An 18,541-nucleotide genomic window follows, 5' to 3' on the forward strand; every position below is an offset into this window, starting at 1 on the left:
CCCAGGCCGTCAGGCGCAATCACCAGGTCACCCGGGTCAGCATGTAGGCCGCCAGGCAGAGCAGCAGGTAAGCAAACCAGCGCCGAAGGGTTGGCACATCGGTGCGGTGGGCTACACGGGCACCCCATGGCGCCGTGAACACCGAGGCACTGGCGAGCGAGGCCAATGCAGGCAGATAGATGTACCCCACCGACCCCACCGGCAGGTTCGCGACCGACTGACCAGCCAGGATGTAGCCCACCAGCCCGCCCAGGGCGATGGGAACGGCCAGGCCCGCCGATGTCGCCACCGCATGGTGCATCGAGATATTGCACCAAGTAAGAAATGGAATGGTGAGAAAGCCACCCCCTGCACCGAGCAGGCTCGAAATAAAGCCAATGCCGGCGCCCACGAGACCCAGCCCCAGCCGACCGGGCACATCGCGGCCTGGCTTGGGCTTCTTGCCCTTGAGCATCTGCCAGGCTGAGTAGCCCACGAATAGACCGAAGAAGCCCGCCAAAAAGGAGTCCCTCAAGGCACCCGCCGCACTGGCCCCCAGGAAGGTTCCAACGAATGCGCCCCCGCCCATGGCCCAGAGCAGATCCAGCCGAACCGCCCCATGCTGATGATGGGCACGCACCGATGAGATCGAGGTGAAGAGGTTCACAGCCAGCGAGGTTGCAATGGCGATCTTGATGACCTCGCCAGGCGGAAAATCGCGTGCCTCGAAGAGCATCACCATGAAGGGCACCATGGTCATTCCTCCGCCGATGCCCAATAGGCCTGCGAGGAAGCCCACCAGGCCGCCAACAGCCAACAAACTACTGATCAGAACAATGTCCATCGCGCCCCTTGCTGCTGCAACTGCATCATAAGCCTGGGCCCAAATGGGCTAAAATGCGGGGTTATGCAGATCAGCATCATTCCAAAGTCAGGGCGCCGCTGTTTGCACATCAGCCTTGTGGGCTGGCGGTTCAAACTGGCCATTGCCTTTGTGCTGCTTCTGGCCGTTGGCTTGCTGCGTGTGGGGTTTGGAATTGCCACGTCTGACGGCAGCAGCAGTGCGGTTCTGAGTTGGTGGAACCTCGGCCGAGAAGAGGCCGTCGCCAAGGAACTTGGCGCGCTGCGGGCCAAGATCGACCTTCTCGAATCAACACTGTCTGCCATGGAAGGCGACATTCCAAAGCCCTCCAAAGATGCCGGTCCAAGGCCGATTGCCCCTGCAGTTGCGCCGGCCAGGGCGGAGCCCGCCAAGGCCCAGCCAGGCGCGGCAGAGGCATTACAGGCCGATGTACCCGGCCAGATCGAATCCCTCCAGAACCGCATGCAGAAAATCAACCTCTCGCTTGAGCGCGTCATGTCGCACCGAGAGTCGCTGGCCATCAACCTCATCATGGGCGATGCCGTCCTGCCCATCCATGCACCGCAGACGTCGGGCTTTGGCCGCCGAATGGACCCCTTCGATGGAAACCCGGCCTTTCACCGCGGCATCGACTTCCTTGCGCCAGCCGGCACGCCGGTCTATGCCCTCAGTGCAGGCGTGGTGGAATGGATCGGCCCGCTTGGCGGCTATGGCAACGCGGTGGTCATTCGGCACAACGACCGCATCTCCAGCCTGTATGCCCACCTCGAGGGCATTGAGGTCACCACCGGCATGGCCATCCTCACGGGCAATCGCATTGCGCGGGTTGGCTCCACCGGTCGCTCCACGGGGAACCACCTCCATTTCGAGATCGAGATCGATGGTCGGGTCGTCAACCCCCGCCCCATCCTGGATCGGGTCCGAGCAAAAACTGTCACGGCCATGGCCATTCAGTAGGGGGTAGACCGTGCTCGAACCGAAGAAAAACCCCCTCATCGATGAGCCCCTCATTGCCACCTCGGCCAAGACCTTTGAGCGCGTTCGTCTGATCTACACCGTTCTCATCAGCCTGTCGGTGATCGCCCTGGTGGCCTGGCTATGGCTGCTCAGCTCCTTTGGCGAGAACATCTACGATGAGACCTGGTGGCGTCAGGCCATCTCCAAGCTCGCCAGCCAGCAGGTGGAATCATCCATCTCCAGCGAGCAGTCCAGCCAGCTCAACGATCGCGTCAAGGAGGTCACCTCCGAGAACGCAGACATTCAGTCCAAGCTGCAAAACCTCGAGCGCCTCATCCAGGCCACCCAGACCGATGTCTGGACCCGCAAGTTTGTGGCCTGGCGCGCCCCCGGAAGCGACACCATTCAGTATGAGGTGCTGATCTCAAACCCCTACCCCAAGAAGAAGCCAGACCCGGGTTCGAAAATCAAGATTCAGGTGAGGGGCCTCGACCGGCTCGACCCCTTCCTGCCTGAGGTCGGCATTCAAGAGTCTGTCCAACGCTTTAAGCTCTCGCAGCACAACATCAGCGCGCCGGAGATCGCCGAAGCCGTCAAGGGGCGATTGACCTCCAGTATCTCTCGCTATGCCGTGCTCATGGTGCTTCCAAACGAAGATCCCATGCAGACCGAAGTCGTGATCATCCCCATCACAGAACGCTCTAACTGAGGCACGGAGTCACCCATGTTCTCCCGCTCGAGTCGCACCCCCATCCAGACGGAAACGCTGGCCACACTCATTGACGCCAGCGTCTCCATCACGGGAGAGGTTCGATTCGAGAAGAGCGCTCGAATCGACGGCACGGTCACCGGCGATGTCACGGGCTCCAAAACCAAGGGCGGCACCCTCATCATCGGCGCCACGGCTGTGATCAAAGGCAACGTCTGTTGCCACAGCGTGGTGGTGCTCGGCCGCATCGAGGGTGACATCGATTCTTCACAACTGGAAATTCGATCCGGCGCCACCCTGCTTGGCGACATCTTCTACGATGTGATCGAGATCCACCAAGGGTCGTCCATCAATGGCCGTATGGTGCGCCGAGAAGGTACCGACCCAAAGGCTGCGGCGGCTACTTCTCCGACTGAATCGACGACAGGAAACGCGCCAAGGCCGGGCTGAGCGGCGGCTGTGACTTGCCCACTGGCGGGCGAGGAGATCCGGGCGCTGCATTCTTGGCCCTGGACGCCGGTGCGGCTGAAACCGTCTGGGCCTGATCATTGCGCAGGTCGGTGCTGGCTGCGGAAGACTGTGACCTTGGCCCCGCGCCTTGCGTGAGGTGCTTCGACAACACACTGTTGTAGCTGCTGAGCGGCTTTTGCACCGGCCTCACCAGGCCGCCAAGGGTCTTGCGCTGCTGATGAATCTCGTCGGCCCGACGGATGCCATCTGCAAACTTCAGGAAGTTGTCCCGCACAGACCCCTCCAGGAAGATCATGAAATTCTTGCGGAACAGGTCTCGAATCAAGACATCGTCAAACATGGGCGGCGCCAGCATGAAGGGCACGTTGAACCGGGCCTGACCAAATGCATGGTCGAGTACCTGCTCCGATTTGATTCGAGAGGGGCAGATGACCAAGGTGGGCACCGCATTGTGCTGGCGATTTTTCTGGTCGAAGACCCAGCCGTTGCGCTCCACAAATCCCGTGGTCGCCGCGAGTTCGATCTCTGAAACACCGGATGGCACCAAGACCAGGTCAAATCCCAACAGAAACTCTGGATCGGTGTGGGCCGTCCAGGTGAGGTCTGCGATCACCACATCGTAGCTCTCTGTGGCACGCCGCAGCAGGGTGCGGGCATTCAAGAGCCAGCGGCGCCCGCCGGCCTCATCAATGGGGTGGTGCTGTGTGGTGACCCCAATTTCTTTTGCATCCGACAGCCAAGTGCTCGACGACCCGTGTGGGTCATAATCGAGCAAAATGGTGCTGCGGCTTTGAATGACTTGAAACCAGGCCGCGAGATTGACAGAGATGGTGCTCTTGCCCACACCACCTTTCTGACTCACGACGATGATCTTGGTTGCAGCCATGCGCTCCGAAGTAAAAAAGGTATTTGAAATCAGGGTTTAGAGTAGATTTTTATACAGAATACTTGAAAAAAGCAAGATGCGAGAAAGCTTCCAATCCCCCGCCGTCTTCCGCCGAGAAGATTACACGCCCGCGTCGCACGCGATCATCGCCGTTGAATTGACGTTTCGCCTACACCTGGATGTCACCAAGGTGCGGGCCGACATCCAGCTCATCTCCAACAGCGGGGAGTCCGAAGACCTCGTCCTTGCAGGCGACGGGCTGGACTTCCAGGCCGCATGGCTCGATGGCGAGCCACTTCTGGCCGGCGACATCGACGTGGGCCCGAACCACTTCAAATGCCCGCAACTGAAGGCCGGCACCCTCTCCATCGAGACGCTCGTCTATCCCAGCCGAAACACCGAGCTCATGGGCCTGTATGCGAGCCAGTCCGGGCTCTACACGCAGTGTGAGTCCGAGGGCTTTCGGCGGATCACCTATTTTCTCGATCGTCCGGATGTGCTGAGCATTTACACAGTCGTGCTCGAGGCCCCAATCGACCTCTTTCCCACCCTGCTGTCCAACGGAAACCTGGTGGAGGAGACCTGCCGCAACGGCATTCGGCGTTGTGTCTGGCACGACCCCTTCCCCAAGCCGAGCTACCTGTTTGCGCTGGTCGCCGCCAACCTGCAATCCATTGACACCGAGGTGATGAGCCATAGCGGCCAGCCCAAGCTGCTGCAGGTCTACACCCAGGCGGCCGACCTCTCTCGGGCCAACTTTGCACTCGAGAGCCTGCGACGTGCCATGCAGTGGGATGAAAGGCGCTTTGGCCTCGAACTTGACCTCGAGCGGTTCATGATTGTGGCCGTGCCCGACTTCAACTCCGGGGCCATGGAGAACAAGGGCCTGAACCTCTTCAACACGAAGTACGTTCTGGCAGACCCCGACACCGCGACCGACCGAGACTTCGAGCTGGTCGAGGCCGTGATCGGGCATGAATACTTCCACAACTGGACTGGCAATCGCATCACCTGCCGCGACTGGTTTCAGCTCACCCTCAAGGAGGGGCTCACCGTCTTCCGTGATCAAGAGTTCTCTGCCGACATGCTCGCCGATGGGCTCACACCAGAGCAGGCTTTGAGCAGCCGGGCAGTGAAGCGAATTGAGGATGTTCGAACCCTTCGCGCCCATCAGTTTCCGGAAGACGCGGGCCCCATGGCCCATCCCATTCGGCCTGCCCAGTACCAGGAGATCCGAAACTTCTACACGGCAACCGTCTACGAAAAGGGTGCCGAGGTCATCCGCATGCTGCAGACCATGCTCGGACGAGCGGGCTTTGAGAAGGGCATGCGTCTCTACATCGAGCGGCACGACGGTCGGGCGGCCACCTGCGAAGACTTTGTCTCTTCCATTCTAGATGCCAACGACCGGCAAGACTGGTTCGAGCCTTTCATGCGCTGGTACGACACCCTGGGAACCCCCCGCATTCAGGTCGAGGAGCGCTGGAATCCAGAGACCGCGGAGTTAAGGCTGCGCATTCGTCAAAGCCTTGATGCCCGATCCCATCAACAGGCGCCATTGATCATGCCGATTGGCTTTGGCCTATTGTCGGCCCAGCGGCCGGGCGCCACCGTTGGGGGAGTGCCGGCTGTGCTGATCCTCGACGACCTCGAGAAGGACTTCACCTTTCACATTCCGTCCGAGAAGGGCGGCCAGAAGCCCTGGCTCTCCCTGCTGCGAGATTTCTCTGCGCCCGTCATTCTGGAGCGAGACTTCGATGCAGAGGCCATCGCCCACGCCGTTCAGCACGAGTCCGACCCATTCAATCGCTGGGATGCCTGTCAGCAACTCATGATGGCCAGCCTGCTTCCGTCGCCGCTCGTCCAAATCGACGCGGTGGCCGAGGTGCTACAGACCGTGCTCGTGCACCCTGACCTGTCCGATGCCTTCAAGGCCCTGGCCCTCAGCATACCGAGCGATGCGGTCGTGGCGGAGGCTTGGGCACAGATGCATGCGCCGGTCGACCCCAGCCTGATTCGCTCGCGCTCGATCACACTTCAGGCCTGCCTGGCGACATCCTGGGCCCCACTCTGGAAGGCGCTCGACGACCGGCTCGATGACCCCTCGGCCCAGGGGCCCTATCAGCCCAATGCCATGGGTGCCGGCCAACGCAGCCTGCGCCATCTGGCCCAGACCATGGCCAGCATCCATGCGCCCCAGCCCGCGCGGTCCGATCGCCTGCTCCAGCGCTTCCATCAGGCGAGCAACATGACCAGTCGAATGGCCGCGCTCACCGCCCTCATCAGCCTGGGCGGGCCGCAGGCCGACGAGGCCTTGGAGGCCTTCGCCACCCGTTATCAGTCCAATGCCCTGGTGCTCGACAAGTGGTTCACCGTTCAGGTCTCCACACCGCGCATGGCCGATCCCCAGGCCAATGAGGTCCTCAGTCGGGTGCAGTCGCTCCTGCAAAGCGACCGATTCGACCGCGCCAATCCAAATCGGGTGCGGGCTCTGCTGGGAGCCTTTTTCATGCAAAGCCTTGCAGGCCTGCACCGGCCTGATGGCGAGGGCTATGCCCTCTGGGCCGATGAACTGGCCAAGCTCGACCGCCTCAATGCGCAACTCACCTCTCGGCTGGCCCGCTCCCTCGATCGGTGGCGCGTATTTGAGCCCGGACGGCGTGCCCAGATGCAGGCCGCCATCGAGCGTTTATACGCCACGCCGGGCCTGTCCCCAGACACCGCAGAGGTCTGCCAGCGCTTCTTAGAGTCGGAGTAGGTCGGCTGCCTGCTGGGCGGCCACGCGGCCTTCATCGGTCTGGATCACCCAGACCTCGGCATTTGAACCCTCGGCGTGAATCGAGCCTGAGCCCTCGAGCGCTGAATGTCGATTCGCATCTATGTCCACACCCAGATGCGCAAGTCGAGCACACACGTGCTTGCGCAGGGCTGCATCGTGCTCTCCAATGCCACCCGTGAAGACCAGGGCATCCAGACCACCCAACAGGGCTGTCAGCCCACCGATCTCACGCACCACACGATGCTCAAAGAGTTTGATCGCCTCCTGGGCGTGCGGGTTGTCAGATGCGCGAAGGCTGCGCATGTCAGACGACACGCCGGAGACGCCCAGCAGCCCGGACTCCCGATAGAGCATGTGCTCCAGGCGGTTGACATCCCAGCCCTCTCGCAAGAGGGCCAGCAGGACACCTGCATCCAATGCACCCGACCGGGTGCCCATCATCAGGCCGTCGAGGGCTGAGAAGCCCATCGTGGTGGCCACGCTCTGGCCATCAACCATGGCGCAGAGGCTCGCCCCATTTCCCAGATGGGCCATGACCACACGGCCATGGGCCTTCTCGGACCGGCCCTGCAGTTCGGTGCGCAAGAAGTCATACGAAAGCCCATGAAAGCCAAACCGGCGGATGCCCCGATCGTGCAGGGCCCTCGGAATGGCAAATCGTCGCTCCTCGGGCCAGAGGCTCACGTGGAAGGCCGTGTCGAAGCAGGCCACCTGTGGCGTGTTGGGGAAGGCGGCCATGCAGGCCTTCGCACCCCGAATGTTGTGCGGCTGGTGAAGCGGTGCCAGGTCTGAAAAAGTCTCCAGGGTGGAGAGGACACCCGCATCGAGCAGCGCAGGGCCGTCGAAGACTCCACCGCCGTGCACCACCCGGTGGGCAATGGCCCGAATGGGCCTGCCGCCAAGCTGCTGCTGCAGGTCTTGTGCAAGTCGTCCAAGGGCAGCATCGAGCGCATCCAAGCCGTCCACCAGACCCTTGGAATGGGCCACGCCCACCCGGCCATCTTGAAGGTCATAGGCCGCGTACTTGAGGGTCGACGAGCCGATGTTAACGGCAAGAATCACGGGCGTTGCGCGCGGTAGGCGTGGGCGACAATCTGGGCCAAGAGGGCAGATGCCATGCGGGTCTGGGCCGTGTCAGCCCGACTCGTCAGTGCGATGGGCACTCGGGCGCCCAGCACAATTCCACTGCCCGATGCGCCTGCCAGGTACTCCAATTGCTTGGCCAGCATGTTGCCCGACTCCAAGTCGGGCACCAGGAGAATGTCGCTGTCTCCGGCCACCGAAGACGAGATGCCCTTGATGCGCACAGCCTCTGGCGAAATGGCATTGTCAAACGCCAGCGGCCCATCCATGAGGGCACCAGTGATCTGCCCTCGGTCGAGCATCTTGCAGAGCGCAGCCGCGTCAATCGTGGAGCGCATGTCTGGGTTGATGGTCTCGACGGTCGAGAGAATGGCCACCTTGGGGCACGGATTCCCAAGCATGTGGGCCAGTTCAATGGCGTTCTGCACAATGTCAGCCTTTTGCATGAGCGTGGGCTCGATATTGAGCGCCGCATCGGTGATGAACAGCGGCTTGGAATAGAGGGGCACATCGAAACGAAAGACATGGCTCATGCGCCGTTTGGTGCGCAGGCTGGGCTTCTCCAGCACCGCTCGAATGAGTTCATCGGTGTGGAGACTGCCCTTCATCAGCGCCTCCACCTCGCCAAAATCAGCCATAACGGCTGCGCGATCCGCCGCGGCATGACTGTGCAGGACCGACTCCACGACATGGCCCGAGAGGTCGATTCCAAACTCCTCGGCCAGGCTCCGCAGCCGGCGCTCCGGTGCCACAAAGACTGGATGAATCATGCCAGCCTGCGCCGCGAGAATGGCACCACGCAGGGAACCCTCATCGCAGGGGTGCACCACCGCACACCGCACAGGCTCCATGCCCTTGGCCAGGCTCAAAAGATCCTCGAGCCGATCGACTGGCTCGAGCAGTCGAAACCGCGGCGCATCGGCCAGTGGCCCGACGTGCTTGGCCGTGGGGGCGAGCACCGAGGCCTCGCCGTCCAACACGGTCTTGCCATGCTGGTTCACCACACGACAGGCCAACTGCACAGTGCCCTTCTCGTCATTCATGGCGAGCACCTCCACAGAGGCCGTGACCGTGTCTCCCACAAATACCGGCTTCATGAAACGGAAGGTCTGACCCAGGTAGATGGTGCCCGGCCCTGGGAAACGCGTTCCCAGAATGGTGGAGATGATCGAGCCCGTCCACATGCCGTGGCCCACGACCTGCTTCATCACGGACTGGCTCGCAAAAACGGGATCGAGGTGGGCGGGGTTGGTGTCTCCGGACACGGCCGCAAAGGCACGAATATCGTCTGCGGTGAGGGTTCGTGACAACGACACCTGCTGGCCCACTCGAATCTCTGCGTAGGTGGTGTTCTCGATCTGTTCTTTGGTCATGTCGTTCTCAGGCCATCATGTTGTAGCCGGCGTCCACATAAATGGTCTGGCCGGTCATGCCCGATGAGGCTGGGCTGCAGAGGAAGGTCGTCAGTGCTGATACTTCCTCAAGGCTCACCAGGCGGCCGAGTGGGCTCTTCTTGGCAGCCTCCGCCATGAGTTTGTCGAAATCCTGCAGGCCGGAGGCAGCCCGTGTGGGAACGGGCCCCGGCGAGATGGCATGCACACGAATGCCCCGGGCGCCCAACTCAAAGGCCATGTATCGCACCATGGATTCCAGGGCGGCCTTCACCGGGCCCATCAGCCCATAATTGGGAACCACCTCATTCGCACCGTGATAGGTCATGGTGATCAGGCTGCCACCACCCGACATGTGCGGCGCCACGAGCCGGCCCAGTTCTGCAAAGGAGTGGCAGGAGATGCTCATGGCCTTCTCAAAGCCTTCGCGTGAACTGTCAGTGACACGGCCGTGCAGGTCTTCGAGCGGCGCCCAGGCGATGGAATGCACCACAAAATCCAGGCCGCCCAACTGGCCAACGGCCTGCGCCACGGTGGCCTCGAGGCTGCCATCCTCGGCCACATTGCAGGTCAGCAGGGGCACCCCAAGGGGCTCCGTCACTGGGCTGGCGAAGGACTTGGCCTTCTCATTGAGGCAGGTGGCCACCAGCCGAGCACCTTGCGCATGCAGGCCCCGGACAACCGCCGCCGCAATGCTGTGTTCATTGGCCACGCCCACCACCAGGCCTCTGAGGCCGGTGAGGTCACAGAATGCAGACATGTCGACTCCCTAAAAAGAATTGGTTCGGCAGCACCAGACCGACGCCACAGGCTGGAGGTTACAGGCGCAGGGCTAGAGCCGTGATGTGACGAGCGATTTCCAGAAACGCGCCCCCAGTGGAATGAGCTGGTCGTTGAAGTCGTAGCTGGGGTTGTGCAGGGCGCACGGGCCGAGGCCATGGCCTGTGAGGCGGTGCTCACCCGAGAGGTCGCCGTTGCCCAGAAAAATATAACTGCCCGGCCGCTCCAGCAGCATGTAGGCGAAGTCTTCAGCGCCCATGGTGGGTTCCACCGGGAAGATCACCTGCTCCGAGCCCACCAGATCCCGGGCCACGGCGGCCACACAAGCGGTGGCCTCGGGATGGTTAATGGTGGGCGGATACTGACGATCGAAGGTGAGCTGCGCCTGGGCCCCGAAGGCGGCCGGGAGCTGACTACAAATTCTCGCAAGGCCAGCTTCCACCACATCCAGCGCCGCAAGGCTGAAGGTTCTCACCGTGCCACGCAGCAGGCACTGGTCTGGAATGACATTCACCGCCTCGCCCGCCTGCACCTGCGTGATGGACACCACCACGGGCTCCACGGGCTTGGAGGTGCGGGTGACCACCGACTGGAAGGCCTGGATCAGGTGACTTGCCACCAGCACGGGGTCGACCCCCAGGTGTGGCATGGCCGCATGGGCCCCCTTGCCCTTGACCAGCACCTCGATTTGATTCGAGGAGGCCATCATCGGCCCTGCATTTAGGCCAAAGGTGCCTTCCGGAAGGCCCGGCCAGTTGTGAATGGCATAGACCTCATCGCAGTCGAACCGATCAAACAGGCCATCATCGATCATGGCCTTCGCACCGCCACCACCCTCTTCGGCTGGCTGAAAAATCAAGTGAACTGTGCCCACGAAATCGTCTCGTGCATCACAGATGAGCTTGGCGCCTGCGAGCAGCATGGCCGTGTGGCCATCGTGGCCGCAGGCATGCATCTTTCCAGGGTGTCGGCTCGCATGCTCAAAGACATTCTTTTCCGACATCGGCAGGGCATCCATGTCCGCACGAAGGCCAATCGCACGACAGTCGCCGGCGGGGCCCCTGCCGCGGCCACGCACCACGCCCACCACGCCAGTGCCCCCAATGCCCACATGCACCTCATCCACAGACATCTTCCGCAGGGCGTCGGCCACGACCTCGGCCGTGCGATGCTCCTCAAACTTGAGTTCGGGGTGTGCGTGGATGTCTCTTCGGATGCGCACAAAACCATCGAAGAGGGAGTCGGACTCAGATTGGCGCCACATCGCCCAATTATCTACCAGCCGGCAGAACGCACCGAAACAATGTCCCCTCACTCGAGGATGAGACGAGACGAAGTTCTCCCCCACAGGCCACGGCAGCCCGCTCGGCCAGCGAGAGGCCCAGGCCCGTGCCCTGGATGGCCCCCACGTTCTGACCCCGAGAGAATGGTCGAAACAGCGCCGCCTGCAGTTCCACAGGAATGCCGATGCCGCGGTCTTGCACCTCCACGACCACACGCGCCCCATCGGGCTCGGTCTGCCAGCGAACCTCGATGGGCTGGCCCGCGCCATATTTAAGGGCGTTGCTCAACAGATTTCGAAGGATGAGTTCAAGCCAAATGGGATCGGCCCAGACCTGTGTGCTCCCATCGCCCCGAAGGAGTACCTGATCTCTGGTGCGACCTTCCGCCGTGCAGACCCAGGCCAGCAGGTCATCGAGCATCTCCGCGAGCACCACGTTCCGCGGGCTCGCCTCGTGCTCCCCCGACTCCAGTTGATTGAACTGAAGGGCCTCCGACAAGATCTGCTGAATGCGCCCCACCGCATCGTGCAGGTTTGAGAAGTACTGGTCCACCCGGTCGGCCATGGCCGGCGTGGCCGGCCGCGTGCAGGCCTGCAAGAGGTCTGCGCCGGTGGTCAGAACACTCAAGGGTGTTCTGAGTTCGTGGCTCAAGATTCGAATGATTCGGCTCCTGAAATCGGCCACCTCCTGCTGCTGCATGGCCAGTCGCCGTGCACCCTCCTCTGTGGCCTCAAGTCGGGCGTCGTAGACGGTGGCCAGCAGACCCGCCACATTGACCAGCATCAGCATGAGAAAAATCACCACACCCAGCCAGGCGTTCTCTGCCAGGCTTGCATAGAGGCCAGGCTCTGCGATCTCCAGGGTGGCCGTGAGGCAGACACTCTGCTCTGCAAAACGAGTCCCCGACATGGCCAGGTAGTGCATGCCGGAGGCGCCCAGGCCCAGGGCCAGTCCAACCGCCAGCAGACGGGCAAAACCAATCTTGCGTCCTGCCCGAGCAGACCACCTCAGAATTCGAAAGGCCAACAGGCTCAGGCCATAGGCCAGCAGAAAGGCCGCCAGAACGCTGCCAGGACTGTAGCTTGGCCGCGGCGAGATGGTCAGGGCGAGCATGCCCAGGTAGTGCATGGCCACGATGCCAGCGGCGGTGAGCAACGGAGCGGCGAACCCCAGCCAACGGGGCCCTTGCTGCCGCAGGCTTGCCCCCAATAGGCCCAAACTTGCCGCCATGGCCGGTAAGAATGAAAATGCCGTCATGCCAACATCAAAGGACAGCCCAATCGGCACTTGCAGGGCGAGCATGCCAATGAAGTGCATCGACCAGATCCCAGTGGCCAGAGACAATGCCGCACCCCCAGCCCAGAGCGCTCGCAGCCGGCCCGTGGCGCTCGCAGCCCGCAGGGTCATGGCAACCGCCGTCATCCCAGAGGTCGTGACGGCCAGCACCGAGAGGAACACCAGCCCAAACTGGTGGCTAAACACCATCATTTAAACCACCTCCCACAGCCATGCGAATTCTCATTGTTGAAGACGACGCCAACCTTCGCCCCCTGGAGCGTGACCTGCTGGAATCGATGGGCCATGAAGTGGACGAGGCCACCAACGCCGACGATGCCCTGGCCATGCTCCAAGGCGACCCCGACATCGAGCTCGTCCTGCTCGACCTCGGCCTGCCGCCCGCACCCCAAGACATCACCGAGGGCATTCGCTTCCTGAGTGAGGCCATGCGCTGGAACCACACCATCAAGGTGATCGTCGTGTCGGGCCAGAGCCACCCAGATGCCCTCATGCGCTGCGTGGAGTGCGGTGCATTCGACATCCTGGCCAAGCCCTTTCGGCGCCAGGCCGTCGAGACTGCACTCGCCCGCGCCCTGCTCTACAGCACAGCGAGCAAACAGCTGCGCGATCATGGCAAGAAGTACCCCGTCACCGTGGTGGCCGATGCCACCTCCGAGGAAGGCCTCAAGCTCGCGCGCGAGGAGGTGATGGTCAAGATCATCCGTTCGGTCCTGGTTGAAACCAATTTCAATGTGTCTGAAACTGCTCGCCGGCTCAACATCACCCGCGAGCACCTGTACTACTTCATGAAAAAGTACGGCATCGAGCGCCCCCCTGACCAGCACTGATTTTTAGGCCGTCAAACTTCCTGACATCAGACGTGCAGCGGTCTCGCGGCCAGACCCGCTGACCATCAGAGTCTCATCCGAAGCCATGCCAGCCCGGCACGGCCCCACAAGGAGAGACCATGACCTTTCGTTCACACATTCAATCCGCCCTGGCCCTGACGCTGGTGGCCGCCTCCATCTCCACCGCGCAGGCCGAAACCGCCAGCAGTAGTTTTCAAGTGGGCATGGAGGTCACCGCGACCTGCTCCATCACAGCGGCCGACATGACATTCAGTGGCATCACGACGGGCACTACGTCGCAGAAGGATGCAGCCGCAGACATCTCCGTTAATTGTTCCCAAGGTGCGCCTTACGCCATATCCCTGAGCGACGGTTCAAACTTCTCTGGAGGTCGACGCCTGAAGAGTGGAAACAGCTTCATCAACTATTCACTGTTCATGGACGTGAATCGCTCATCCAACTGGACCACCAGTAACACCCTTGACTTCGTCGGCTCCGGCACCACCCAAGTACACACCGTCTACGGCCGCATTCCATCGGGCCAGTCGGTGCCCAACATGGGCAGCTATGCCGACACCATCGTTGCCACCGTGAGCTACTGATGACCACCGGCCGCCAGAATCAGACCGCCTGGGGCTGGCGGTCTGGATTGCTGCTCTCGCTCCACCTGCTGCTGCCCTCGGTCGCCCATGCGGCCCTGGCTGTCACGCCACCCCAACTCCATCCCGATGAGACCGGCATCGTGGTCACCGAGGTGCAATCGAGCCTCGCGGGTCCGTCGAAGTGGTCTGTCCGCATGGTGCGCTGGCCGGCCGATGGCTCAGACCCCACCCCCGTCGAGGCCCGCATTTCACCCCGCTTCTTCAGCCTGGCCCCTGGAGGCCGGCAGATGATTCGTGCGCAAGTGCGCGATCGAAGCATCTACCACCGCCTACTGGTCGAGCAAATTCCCGAGGGTGAGGCCACCGGCCAGGGGCTCGCCTTCCGGTTTCGTTTCAGCCTTCCCGTCTATCGCCAGGCGCAAGAGCCACAGCCACTCGCACCAGCCATCCCACTGGTGGCGGGCTGTCACGCCTTTGAGAACCCCGCCTCACTGGCGGTTCGGCTCATCCTCTCACCGGATGTCCAGGGTCCTCAGACCCTCCTGCCAGGCGAGCGGGCCGAACTCTGCCGCCGCGCCCAGACTGCCTCACATCCCTGATGAGCAGACCATCCTCCGCCAGCCGTGTGGGCTGGTGGTGGCCTCCTGCGCTCACGGTCTGCCTTGCGCTCACAAGCCTTGCGGGCCTGAGGTCTGTCCAGGCCGCACCGCCTGAAACCCTCGACGAGCCGCAGTTGTTGGCGGTGGAAATCAATGGTGTTCAGATCAGTCGGGGCGCATGGGTGATGGCCGCGCGGGACCAGACCTGCTGGGTTCAGGCCGGACTGCTGTCGTCCATGGTCGACCCCGCACATGTCGAACAACACACCCTGCAGGGCGAGGCCTTCGAACGGGTGTCAGCCGACGCCGTGACCTGCGAGGTTCAAGCGGAAAGCGCTCTGGCGCAATGGCGTGTTCCAGCCCATCTCCTTCGGCAGCAGCCCCTGCGACTCGGGTCAGCCCCCGATTCGCCCTTGTCTTACGAGACCATCCCGAGCCTCGCCATAGACCTCCTCAGCGCGTCGGGTCGTTGGGGCCTGGGCCTCACCGCCAGCCACGGGCTCACACAGTTTCAGTGGCAAGAGGCGGGGCTCTCGGCCCAATGGTCTCTGGATCAACTCACACCCAGTGGCGCACAAGTCTCGCTCGGCCACCTGTCTCTCACCGAGGGACTGCTGGGCACGCCCGCCGTTCGCCAGGCCCTTCGCATCACCAGCCGGGCGCGCTTTCTTCGTCAGCACGCCACCGCCCATGCGGAGCTGCTGCTCAGCCATCCCAGTCGAATTCGCATGCTCGACGCCAACGGGCTGCAGGTCTATGCCACCAGCTTGTTGCGGCCTGGCCGCCTCCTCGTCGAGGGCTTCGGCGTGGGCCAGCACCCCGGCATCATGACCATCGAGGTCACGGGTCTGGATGGCCAACGGTCTCAGCTGCTCGTGCCCTGGGTGGGCAGCCCCCTGCTGCTTGCGCCATCGGAGCAAGTCTGGGAGCTTCAAGCCCATGCAACGGGTGCGGAGGGACATGTCCAACGCGGTCTGGGTGTTCACGAGACGCTGCGGCTCGGAGGCTCCCTTCAGGGCAGTGACCCGACCGCGCATGCCACCGTGTCGAGCCGTCGTTGGGCGGGATGGCTGGTGTCCTCCGGCCTTGGTGCCCGGTGCGCATCCCATTGCAGCGGCGAGGCCATGGCCCAGGTGCAATGGCAGCCGACACGCCAGTGGTCGATCAGCTCCGACTGGCGACACCTTCACCAAAGCAGGGGCCTTGGCGGCACACTCACCCATCAAATGGGGGCCTGGGGAAGCCTGCAGTTGCAGTGGAGCCAGGCGGCCGAACGGCTTCAAAGCCTCTCATGGACACGGCGCCTGCCTGGGCTTTCTCAGTTTCAGGTGCAGGTTCGAGACGCGCCGTTGCGCCTTGGTGGTCGGGCGCTTTTGCTCTCCATGGTGATTCCCTTCGATGACCGTCGCTCGGTTCAGGTACTCACCGAGAAGAATGAGGCCAATGGCCTCCAGCACCAGGTGGCATTTCGTCAACGTGCCAGCGGATTGCAGGGCGAATCGCTCGGTCTTGTTCGCCGATCCGGACGACTGCCGAGCCAGGAACTGCTGCTACGAAGCGAACGCTCTGAATACGACCTGCAGGTCTCTGCGCGGCAAACCGCAGACCAGCCCGTTGCAGTGGCTTATCAAGCATCGAGCCGTGTGTGGGTCACTGGCCAGGGCATTCACCTCGGACGCGTCGGTGAGCAAAACCTCCTGCTCCACGACATTGGCACGCCGGGCATACCAGTTCGGCAGCGTGGCCGTGGCCATCAGATCAGCAACGCTCGGGGGGTGGCCAGCTTCCCCAATGTGCCCGCATACAGCCGCGCTGAATTCGAGGTGGACCAGCGCCGTCTTCCATTGGGGATGGTGGCCTCGGGGCAGGCCAGCCATCTGATGACCCTGTCGCGTCGTGCCTATCGGCTTCAAACCCACGTGGCCGTGGAAACGCCGCCGAGCCTGCGGCTTCCTCACATGCCCCAACGAGACAACCCGATCCTGCAGGTGACCGATGCCAACGGCCGCCCAGTGGACTTCACAGCCGATGGGCACCTGGACTGGACAGACCAGACCAGGGGGCCACTGCGCATTCAGTTCAAAGACGGCAGCCTCTCATGCCACCGCCAGCCGGGCCTTGACACCCTGGACTGCACACCAGCCCTTAGATTGCCGCGCCCATCATTTGATTTGGAAGCCACAGTGCCAAGTCAGGAACGAACGCCAGGATGACCATGGACAGCATCATGAGCAGCACAAAGGGCATCGAGCCAATGAGAATATCCTTGATGGACACATTGGGCACCACACCCTTCAAGACATAAAGGTTCAGTCCGACGGGCGGAGTAATTAATCCGATCTCCATGTTAATGGTGAGCATCACTGCAAACCAGATGAGGTCGAAGTTGTTGGCCTCCAGAACCGGCGTGAGGATCGGCATGACCATAAGGATGATGGCCACTGGTGGCAGGAACATGCCCGCAATCAGCAAGAAGAAATTGATGGCCAGCATCAAGACCCACCGGTTGAGGCCAAGGTCGACCAGCCACTGGGCAGCCGTCTGGGTCACGTACAAGAGCGACATCATGTAGGAGAAGGCTGCGGCGGCTGCGATGATCAGCAGAATCATCGTCGACTCACGCACCGTCTCCCTGAAGATACGCCACTGAGACTCTTTCGTGCGGGCCTTGTAGATCACCACCACCAACGCCATGGCCAGGGCAGCCGAGATGGCGGCCACCTCGGAGGGCGTGGCGATGCCGCCATACATGGCATAGCCAATCATGATCACAATCATGATGAAGGGAGAGACTCGGCCCAGCCCCTCAAACTTCTCCTTCAGGGAATAACGGCGGGCCGCCAAGGCGCGGGCAGCGGCAGTGCCCGTTGGGCCGGTGATGAGGCTCGCCACCCAGGCATAGACTGCAAACATCACCACGAGCATGATCCCGGGAATGACTCCAGCCAGGAAGAGGCGGCCAATTGAGGTCTCGGTGGCAATGCCATAGAGAATCATGGTGATCGATGGCGGGATGAGAATCCCCAGGGTTCCGCCGGCACAGACCGAGCCGGTGGCCAGCCGCACAGGAATGCCGCGCTGGATCATCTCCGGAACGCCCGCCTTGCCGATCGCAGCCGCTGTGGCCGGGCTTGAGCCACTGATGGCACTAAAGAGGCCACAGGCCAAAATATTCGCAATCACCAAGCCCCCGGGCACGCGATCGAGCCAGCGGTGCAGCGACTCATAAATGTCTCTCCCCGCATTGGTGCTGCCGATGGCCGAGCCCAGAAGAATAAAGAGCGGGATGGTGAGCAGGGCAAAGGATGCGAGCTCGTCGATCATCACCAAGGGAATGTTGGCCAGGCTCGCCACACCATCAAAGGCCACCAAAAAGCCAGCAGCCACCAGGGTCAGACCCCAGGCAATCGGCAGGCCCGAGAACAAGACCACCAGGGTGACGAGGAGGATCAGACCCCCAATCTGCAGTTCATTCATGTGGGCTGCTCCTGCAGTTCTGGGCGAAAGAAGACCATGATCTCCGCCACATACTGGGCCGATGTTAAAAAGAATCCGATCGGCATGGTGGCGTAGAGCGGCCACTTATAAGGCGCCCAAACACTCTCCGTGCGCTCACCCTTCATGAACGAATCCATTGTGAATTCAAGGCCCAGGGTGCCCAAGAAAAGGGTGGCTGCAAGGCCAACCACCAAGGTGATGCCCACGAGGGTTCTTGCTGCCGATGGCGGGAGGTACACCGAGAGGAGATCCACCCCCACATGCCCCTTGGTCTTCAAGGTGTAAGGACTTGCCAGGAAGAGAGAACAGACCATGAGGAAGACACTGAGTTCCAACTCCCAAGACGTGGAGTACCCCAGGGTGCGGTAGAGCACCATCCAACAAATCACGATGGCCGCGACCGCCAGGAGAACAGCGGCCATGAGGGCCATGGCATCGCAGACCCGACTCATCCCTTGCACGTAACGTTTCATGCTCACCCACCCGTCAGAGGGCAAAAAAAAACCGGGTGCCTCGACCTAGGGGCACCCGGCAGT

General features: G+C 62.1%; 17 protein-coding genes. 8 read left to right on the top strand and 9 right to left on the bottom strand.

Annotated elements, in window-relative coordinates; genetic code table 11:
- Positions 1-19: 19 nt before the first annotated feature.
- Positions 20-823: a sulfite exporter TauE/SafE family protein gene (locus AC8GDA_RS07340; RefSeq protein ID WP_506555879.1), complete on the bottom strand. Its 804-nt coding sequence runs from the start codon at positions 821-823 to the stop codon at positions 20-22.
- Between the two features lie 63 nt (positions 824-886).
- On the opposite strand from AC8GDA_RS07340, the gene AC8GDA_RS07345 reads away from it, so the two are divergent.
- The 3 genes from AC8GDA_RS07345 to AC8GDA_RS07355 are packed head-to-tail and all read left to right on the top strand — an operon-like array spanning position 887 to position 2,957.
- The gene (locus tag AC8GDA_RS07345) at positions 887-1,798 is read left to right on the top strand and encodes a M23 family metallopeptidase (RefSeq protein ID WP_506555880.1); all 912 of its coding nucleotides are present in this window, start codon (positions 887-889) and stop codon (positions 1,796-1,798) included.
- A 10-nt stretch (positions 1,799-1,808) separates the two neighbouring features.
- Complete coding sequence (locus tag AC8GDA_RS07350) at positions 1,809-2,507, top strand: hypothetical protein (protein WP_506555881.1); 699 nt, start codon at positions 1,809-1,811, stop codon at positions 2,505-2,507.
- A gap of 15 nt (positions 2,508-2,522) precedes the next feature.
- On the top strand, positions 2,523-2,957 hold the full coding sequence (locus AC8GDA_RS07355; protein WP_506555882.1) for a bactofilin family protein: 435 nt from the start codon (positions 2,523-2,525) through the stop codon (positions 2,955-2,957).
- On the opposite strand, the gene AC8GDA_RS07360 is transcribed toward AC8GDA_RS07355, so the two are convergent.
- Positions 2,908-3,864, bottom strand: a complete 957-nt coding sequence (locus tag AC8GDA_RS07360; protein WP_506555883.1) for a ParA family protein — start codon at positions 3,862-3,864, stop codon at positions 2,908-2,910. The two genes, AC8GDA_RS07355 and AC8GDA_RS07360, sit on opposite strands and share 50 nt — an antisense overlap.
- Positions 3,865-3,940: 76 nt before the next feature.
- Between AC8GDA_RS07360 and pepN the strand changes: the two genes are divergently transcribed.
- Entirely contained in the window at positions 3,941-6,622 is a 2,682-nt protein-coding gene (pepN, locus tag AC8GDA_RS07365; RefSeq protein ID WP_506555884.1) for an aminopeptidase N, read from the top strand.
- Here pepN and AC8GDA_RS07370 read toward each other — a convergent pair.
- From AC8GDA_RS07370 to AC8GDA_RS07390, 5 genes are all read right to left on the bottom strand, one after another.
- A complete protein-coding gene (locus tag AC8GDA_RS07370) occupies positions 6,608-7,705 on the bottom strand; it encodes an acetate/propionate family kinase (RefSeq protein ID WP_506555885.1) in 1,098 nt (365 codons plus the stop codon). The two genes, pepN and AC8GDA_RS07370, sit on opposite strands and share 15 nt — an antisense overlap.
- Positions 7,702-9,099: a bifunctional enoyl-CoA hydratase/phosphate acetyltransferase gene (locus AC8GDA_RS07375; protein ID WP_506555886.1), complete on the bottom strand. Its 1,398-nt coding sequence runs from the start codon at positions 9,097-9,099 to the stop codon at positions 7,702-7,704. The genes AC8GDA_RS07370 and AC8GDA_RS07375 overlap by 4 nt, the downstream gene beginning before the upstream one ends.
- A gap of 7 nt (positions 9,100-9,106) precedes the next feature.
- On the bottom strand, positions 9,107-9,877 hold the full coding sequence (gene fabI / locus AC8GDA_RS07380; RefSeq protein ID WP_506555887.1) for an enoyl-ACP reductase FabI: 771 nt from the start codon (positions 9,875-9,877) through the stop codon (positions 9,107-9,109).
- Between the two features lie 72 nt (positions 9,878-9,949).
- Positions 9,950-11,161, bottom strand: coding sequence for a M20 aminoacylase family protein (locus tag AC8GDA_RS07385; RefSeq protein ID WP_506555888.1), 1,212 nt, complete (start codon positions 11,159-11,161; stop codon positions 9,950-9,952).
- A gap of 7 nt (positions 11,162-11,168) precedes the next feature.
- Positions 11,169-12,668 (bottom strand): sensor histidine kinase, encoded by a 1,500-nt coding sequence (locus AC8GDA_RS07390; RefSeq protein ID WP_506555889.1) that lies wholly within the window; start codon positions 12,666-12,668, stop codon positions 11,169-11,171.
- Between the two features lie 20 nt (positions 12,669-12,688).
- On the opposite strand from AC8GDA_RS07390, the gene AC8GDA_RS07395 reads away from it, so the two are divergent.
- The 4 genes from AC8GDA_RS07395 to AC8GDA_RS07410 all read left to right on the top strand — a co-directional run bounded on the left by AC8GDA_RS07395 (position 12,689) and on the right by AC8GDA_RS07410 (position 16,720).
- Positions 12,689-13,306 carry a response regulator gene (locus tag AC8GDA_RS07395; RefSeq protein ID WP_506555890.1) on the top strand — a complete coding sequence of 206 codons (618 nt, stop codon included), beginning with the start codon at positions 12,689-12,691 and terminating at the stop codon, positions 13,304-13,306.
- A 119-nt stretch (positions 13,307-13,425) separates the two neighbouring features.
- On the top strand, positions 13,426-13,908 hold the full coding sequence (locus tag AC8GDA_RS07400; RefSeq protein ID WP_506555891.1) for a Csu type fimbrial protein: 483 nt from the start codon (positions 13,426-13,428) through the stop codon (positions 13,906-13,908).
- Positions 13,908-14,507, top strand: coding sequence for a fimbrial biogenesis chaperone (locus AC8GDA_RS07405; RefSeq protein WP_506555892.1), 600 nt, complete (start codon positions 13,908-13,910; stop codon positions 14,505-14,507). Before AC8GDA_RS07400 ends, AC8GDA_RS07405 begins: the two co-directional genes overlap by 1 nt.
- Entirely contained in the window at positions 14,507-16,720 is a 2,214-nt protein-coding gene (locus tag AC8GDA_RS07410; protein ID WP_506555893.1) for a hypothetical protein, read from the top strand. Before AC8GDA_RS07405 ends, AC8GDA_RS07410 begins: the two co-directional genes overlap by 1 nt.
- Here AC8GDA_RS07410 and AC8GDA_RS07415 read toward each other — a convergent pair.
- Both AC8GDA_RS07415 and AC8GDA_RS07420 read right to left on the bottom strand, forming a co-directional pair.
- A complete protein-coding gene (locus AC8GDA_RS07415; RefSeq protein WP_506555894.1) occupies positions 16,653-17,984 on the bottom strand; it encodes a TRAP transporter large permease in 1,332 nt (443 codons plus the stop codon). The genes AC8GDA_RS07410 and AC8GDA_RS07415 overlap by 68 nt on opposite strands.
- A complete protein-coding gene (locus AC8GDA_RS07420) occupies positions 17,981-18,478 on the bottom strand; it encodes a TRAP transporter small permease subunit (protein WP_506555895.1) in 498 nt (165 codons plus the stop codon). Before AC8GDA_RS07420 ends, AC8GDA_RS07415 begins: the two co-directional genes overlap by 4 nt.
- Positions 18,479-18,541 lie beyond the last annotated feature (63 nt).

This window comes from Hahnella aquatica (SeqCode) (assembly GCF_965194505.1).
GTDB lineage: Bacteria > Pseudomonadota > Gammaproteobacteria > Burkholderiales > Burkholderiaceae_A > Hahnella > Hahnella aquatica.

Coding starts and splice junctions, on each gene's coding strand:
- AC8GDA_RS07390 (WP_506555889.1), bottom strand. CDS start 12,668: ATGATGGTGTTTAGCCACCAGTTTGGGCTGGTGTTCCTCTCGGTGCTG.
- AC8GDA_RS07345 (WP_506555880.1), top strand. CDS start 887: ATGCAGATCAGCATCATTCCAAAGTCAGGGCGCCGCTGTTTGCACATC.
- AC8GDA_RS07400 (WP_506555891.1), top strand. CDS start 13,426: ATGACCTTTCGTTCACACATTCAATCCGCCCTGGCCCTGACGCTGGTG.
- AC8GDA_RS07395 (WP_506555890.1), top strand. CDS start 12,689: ATGCGAATTCTCATTGTTGAAGACGACGCCAACCTTCGCCCCCTGGAG.
- pepN (WP_506555884.1), top strand. CDS start 3,941: ATGCGAGAAAGCTTCCAATCCCCCGCCGTCTTCCGCCGAGAAGATTAC.
- AC8GDA_RS07410 (WP_506555893.1), top strand. CDS start 14,507: ATGAGCAGACCATCCTCCGCCAGCCGTGTGGGCTGGTGGTGGCCTCCT.
- AC8GDA_RS07340 (WP_506555879.1), bottom strand. CDS start 823: ATGGACATTGTTCTGATCAGTAGTTTGTTGGCTGTTGGCGGCCTGGTG.
- AC8GDA_RS07405 (WP_506555892.1), top strand. CDS start 13,908: ATGACCACCGGCCGCCAGAATCAGACCGCCTGGGGCTGGCGGTCTGGA.
- AC8GDA_RS07385 (WP_506555888.1), bottom strand. CDS start 11,161: ATGTGGCGCCAATCTGAGTCCGACTCCCTCTTCGATGGTTTTGTGCGC.
- fabI (WP_506555887.1), bottom strand. CDS start 9,877: ATGTCTGCATTCTGTGACCTCACCGGCCTCAGAGGCCTGGTGGTGGGC.
- AC8GDA_RS07355 (WP_506555882.1), top strand. CDS start 2,523: ATGTTCTCCCGCTCGAGTCGCACCCCCATCCAGACGGAAACGCTGGCC.
- AC8GDA_RS07420 (WP_506555895.1), bottom strand. CDS start 18,478: ATGAAACGTTACGTGCAAGGGATGAGTCGGGTCTGCGATGCCATGGCC.
- AC8GDA_RS07360 (WP_506555883.1), bottom strand. CDS start 3,864: ATGGCTGCAACCAAGATCATCGTCGTGAGTCAGAAAGGTGGTGTGGGC.
- AC8GDA_RS07415 (WP_506555894.1), bottom strand. CDS start 17,984: ATGAATGAACTGCAGATTGGGGGTCTGATCCTCCTCGTCACCCTGGTG.
- AC8GDA_RS07375 (WP_506555886.1), bottom strand. CDS start 9,099: ATGACCAAAGAACAGATCGAGAACACCACCTACGCAGAGATTCGAGTG.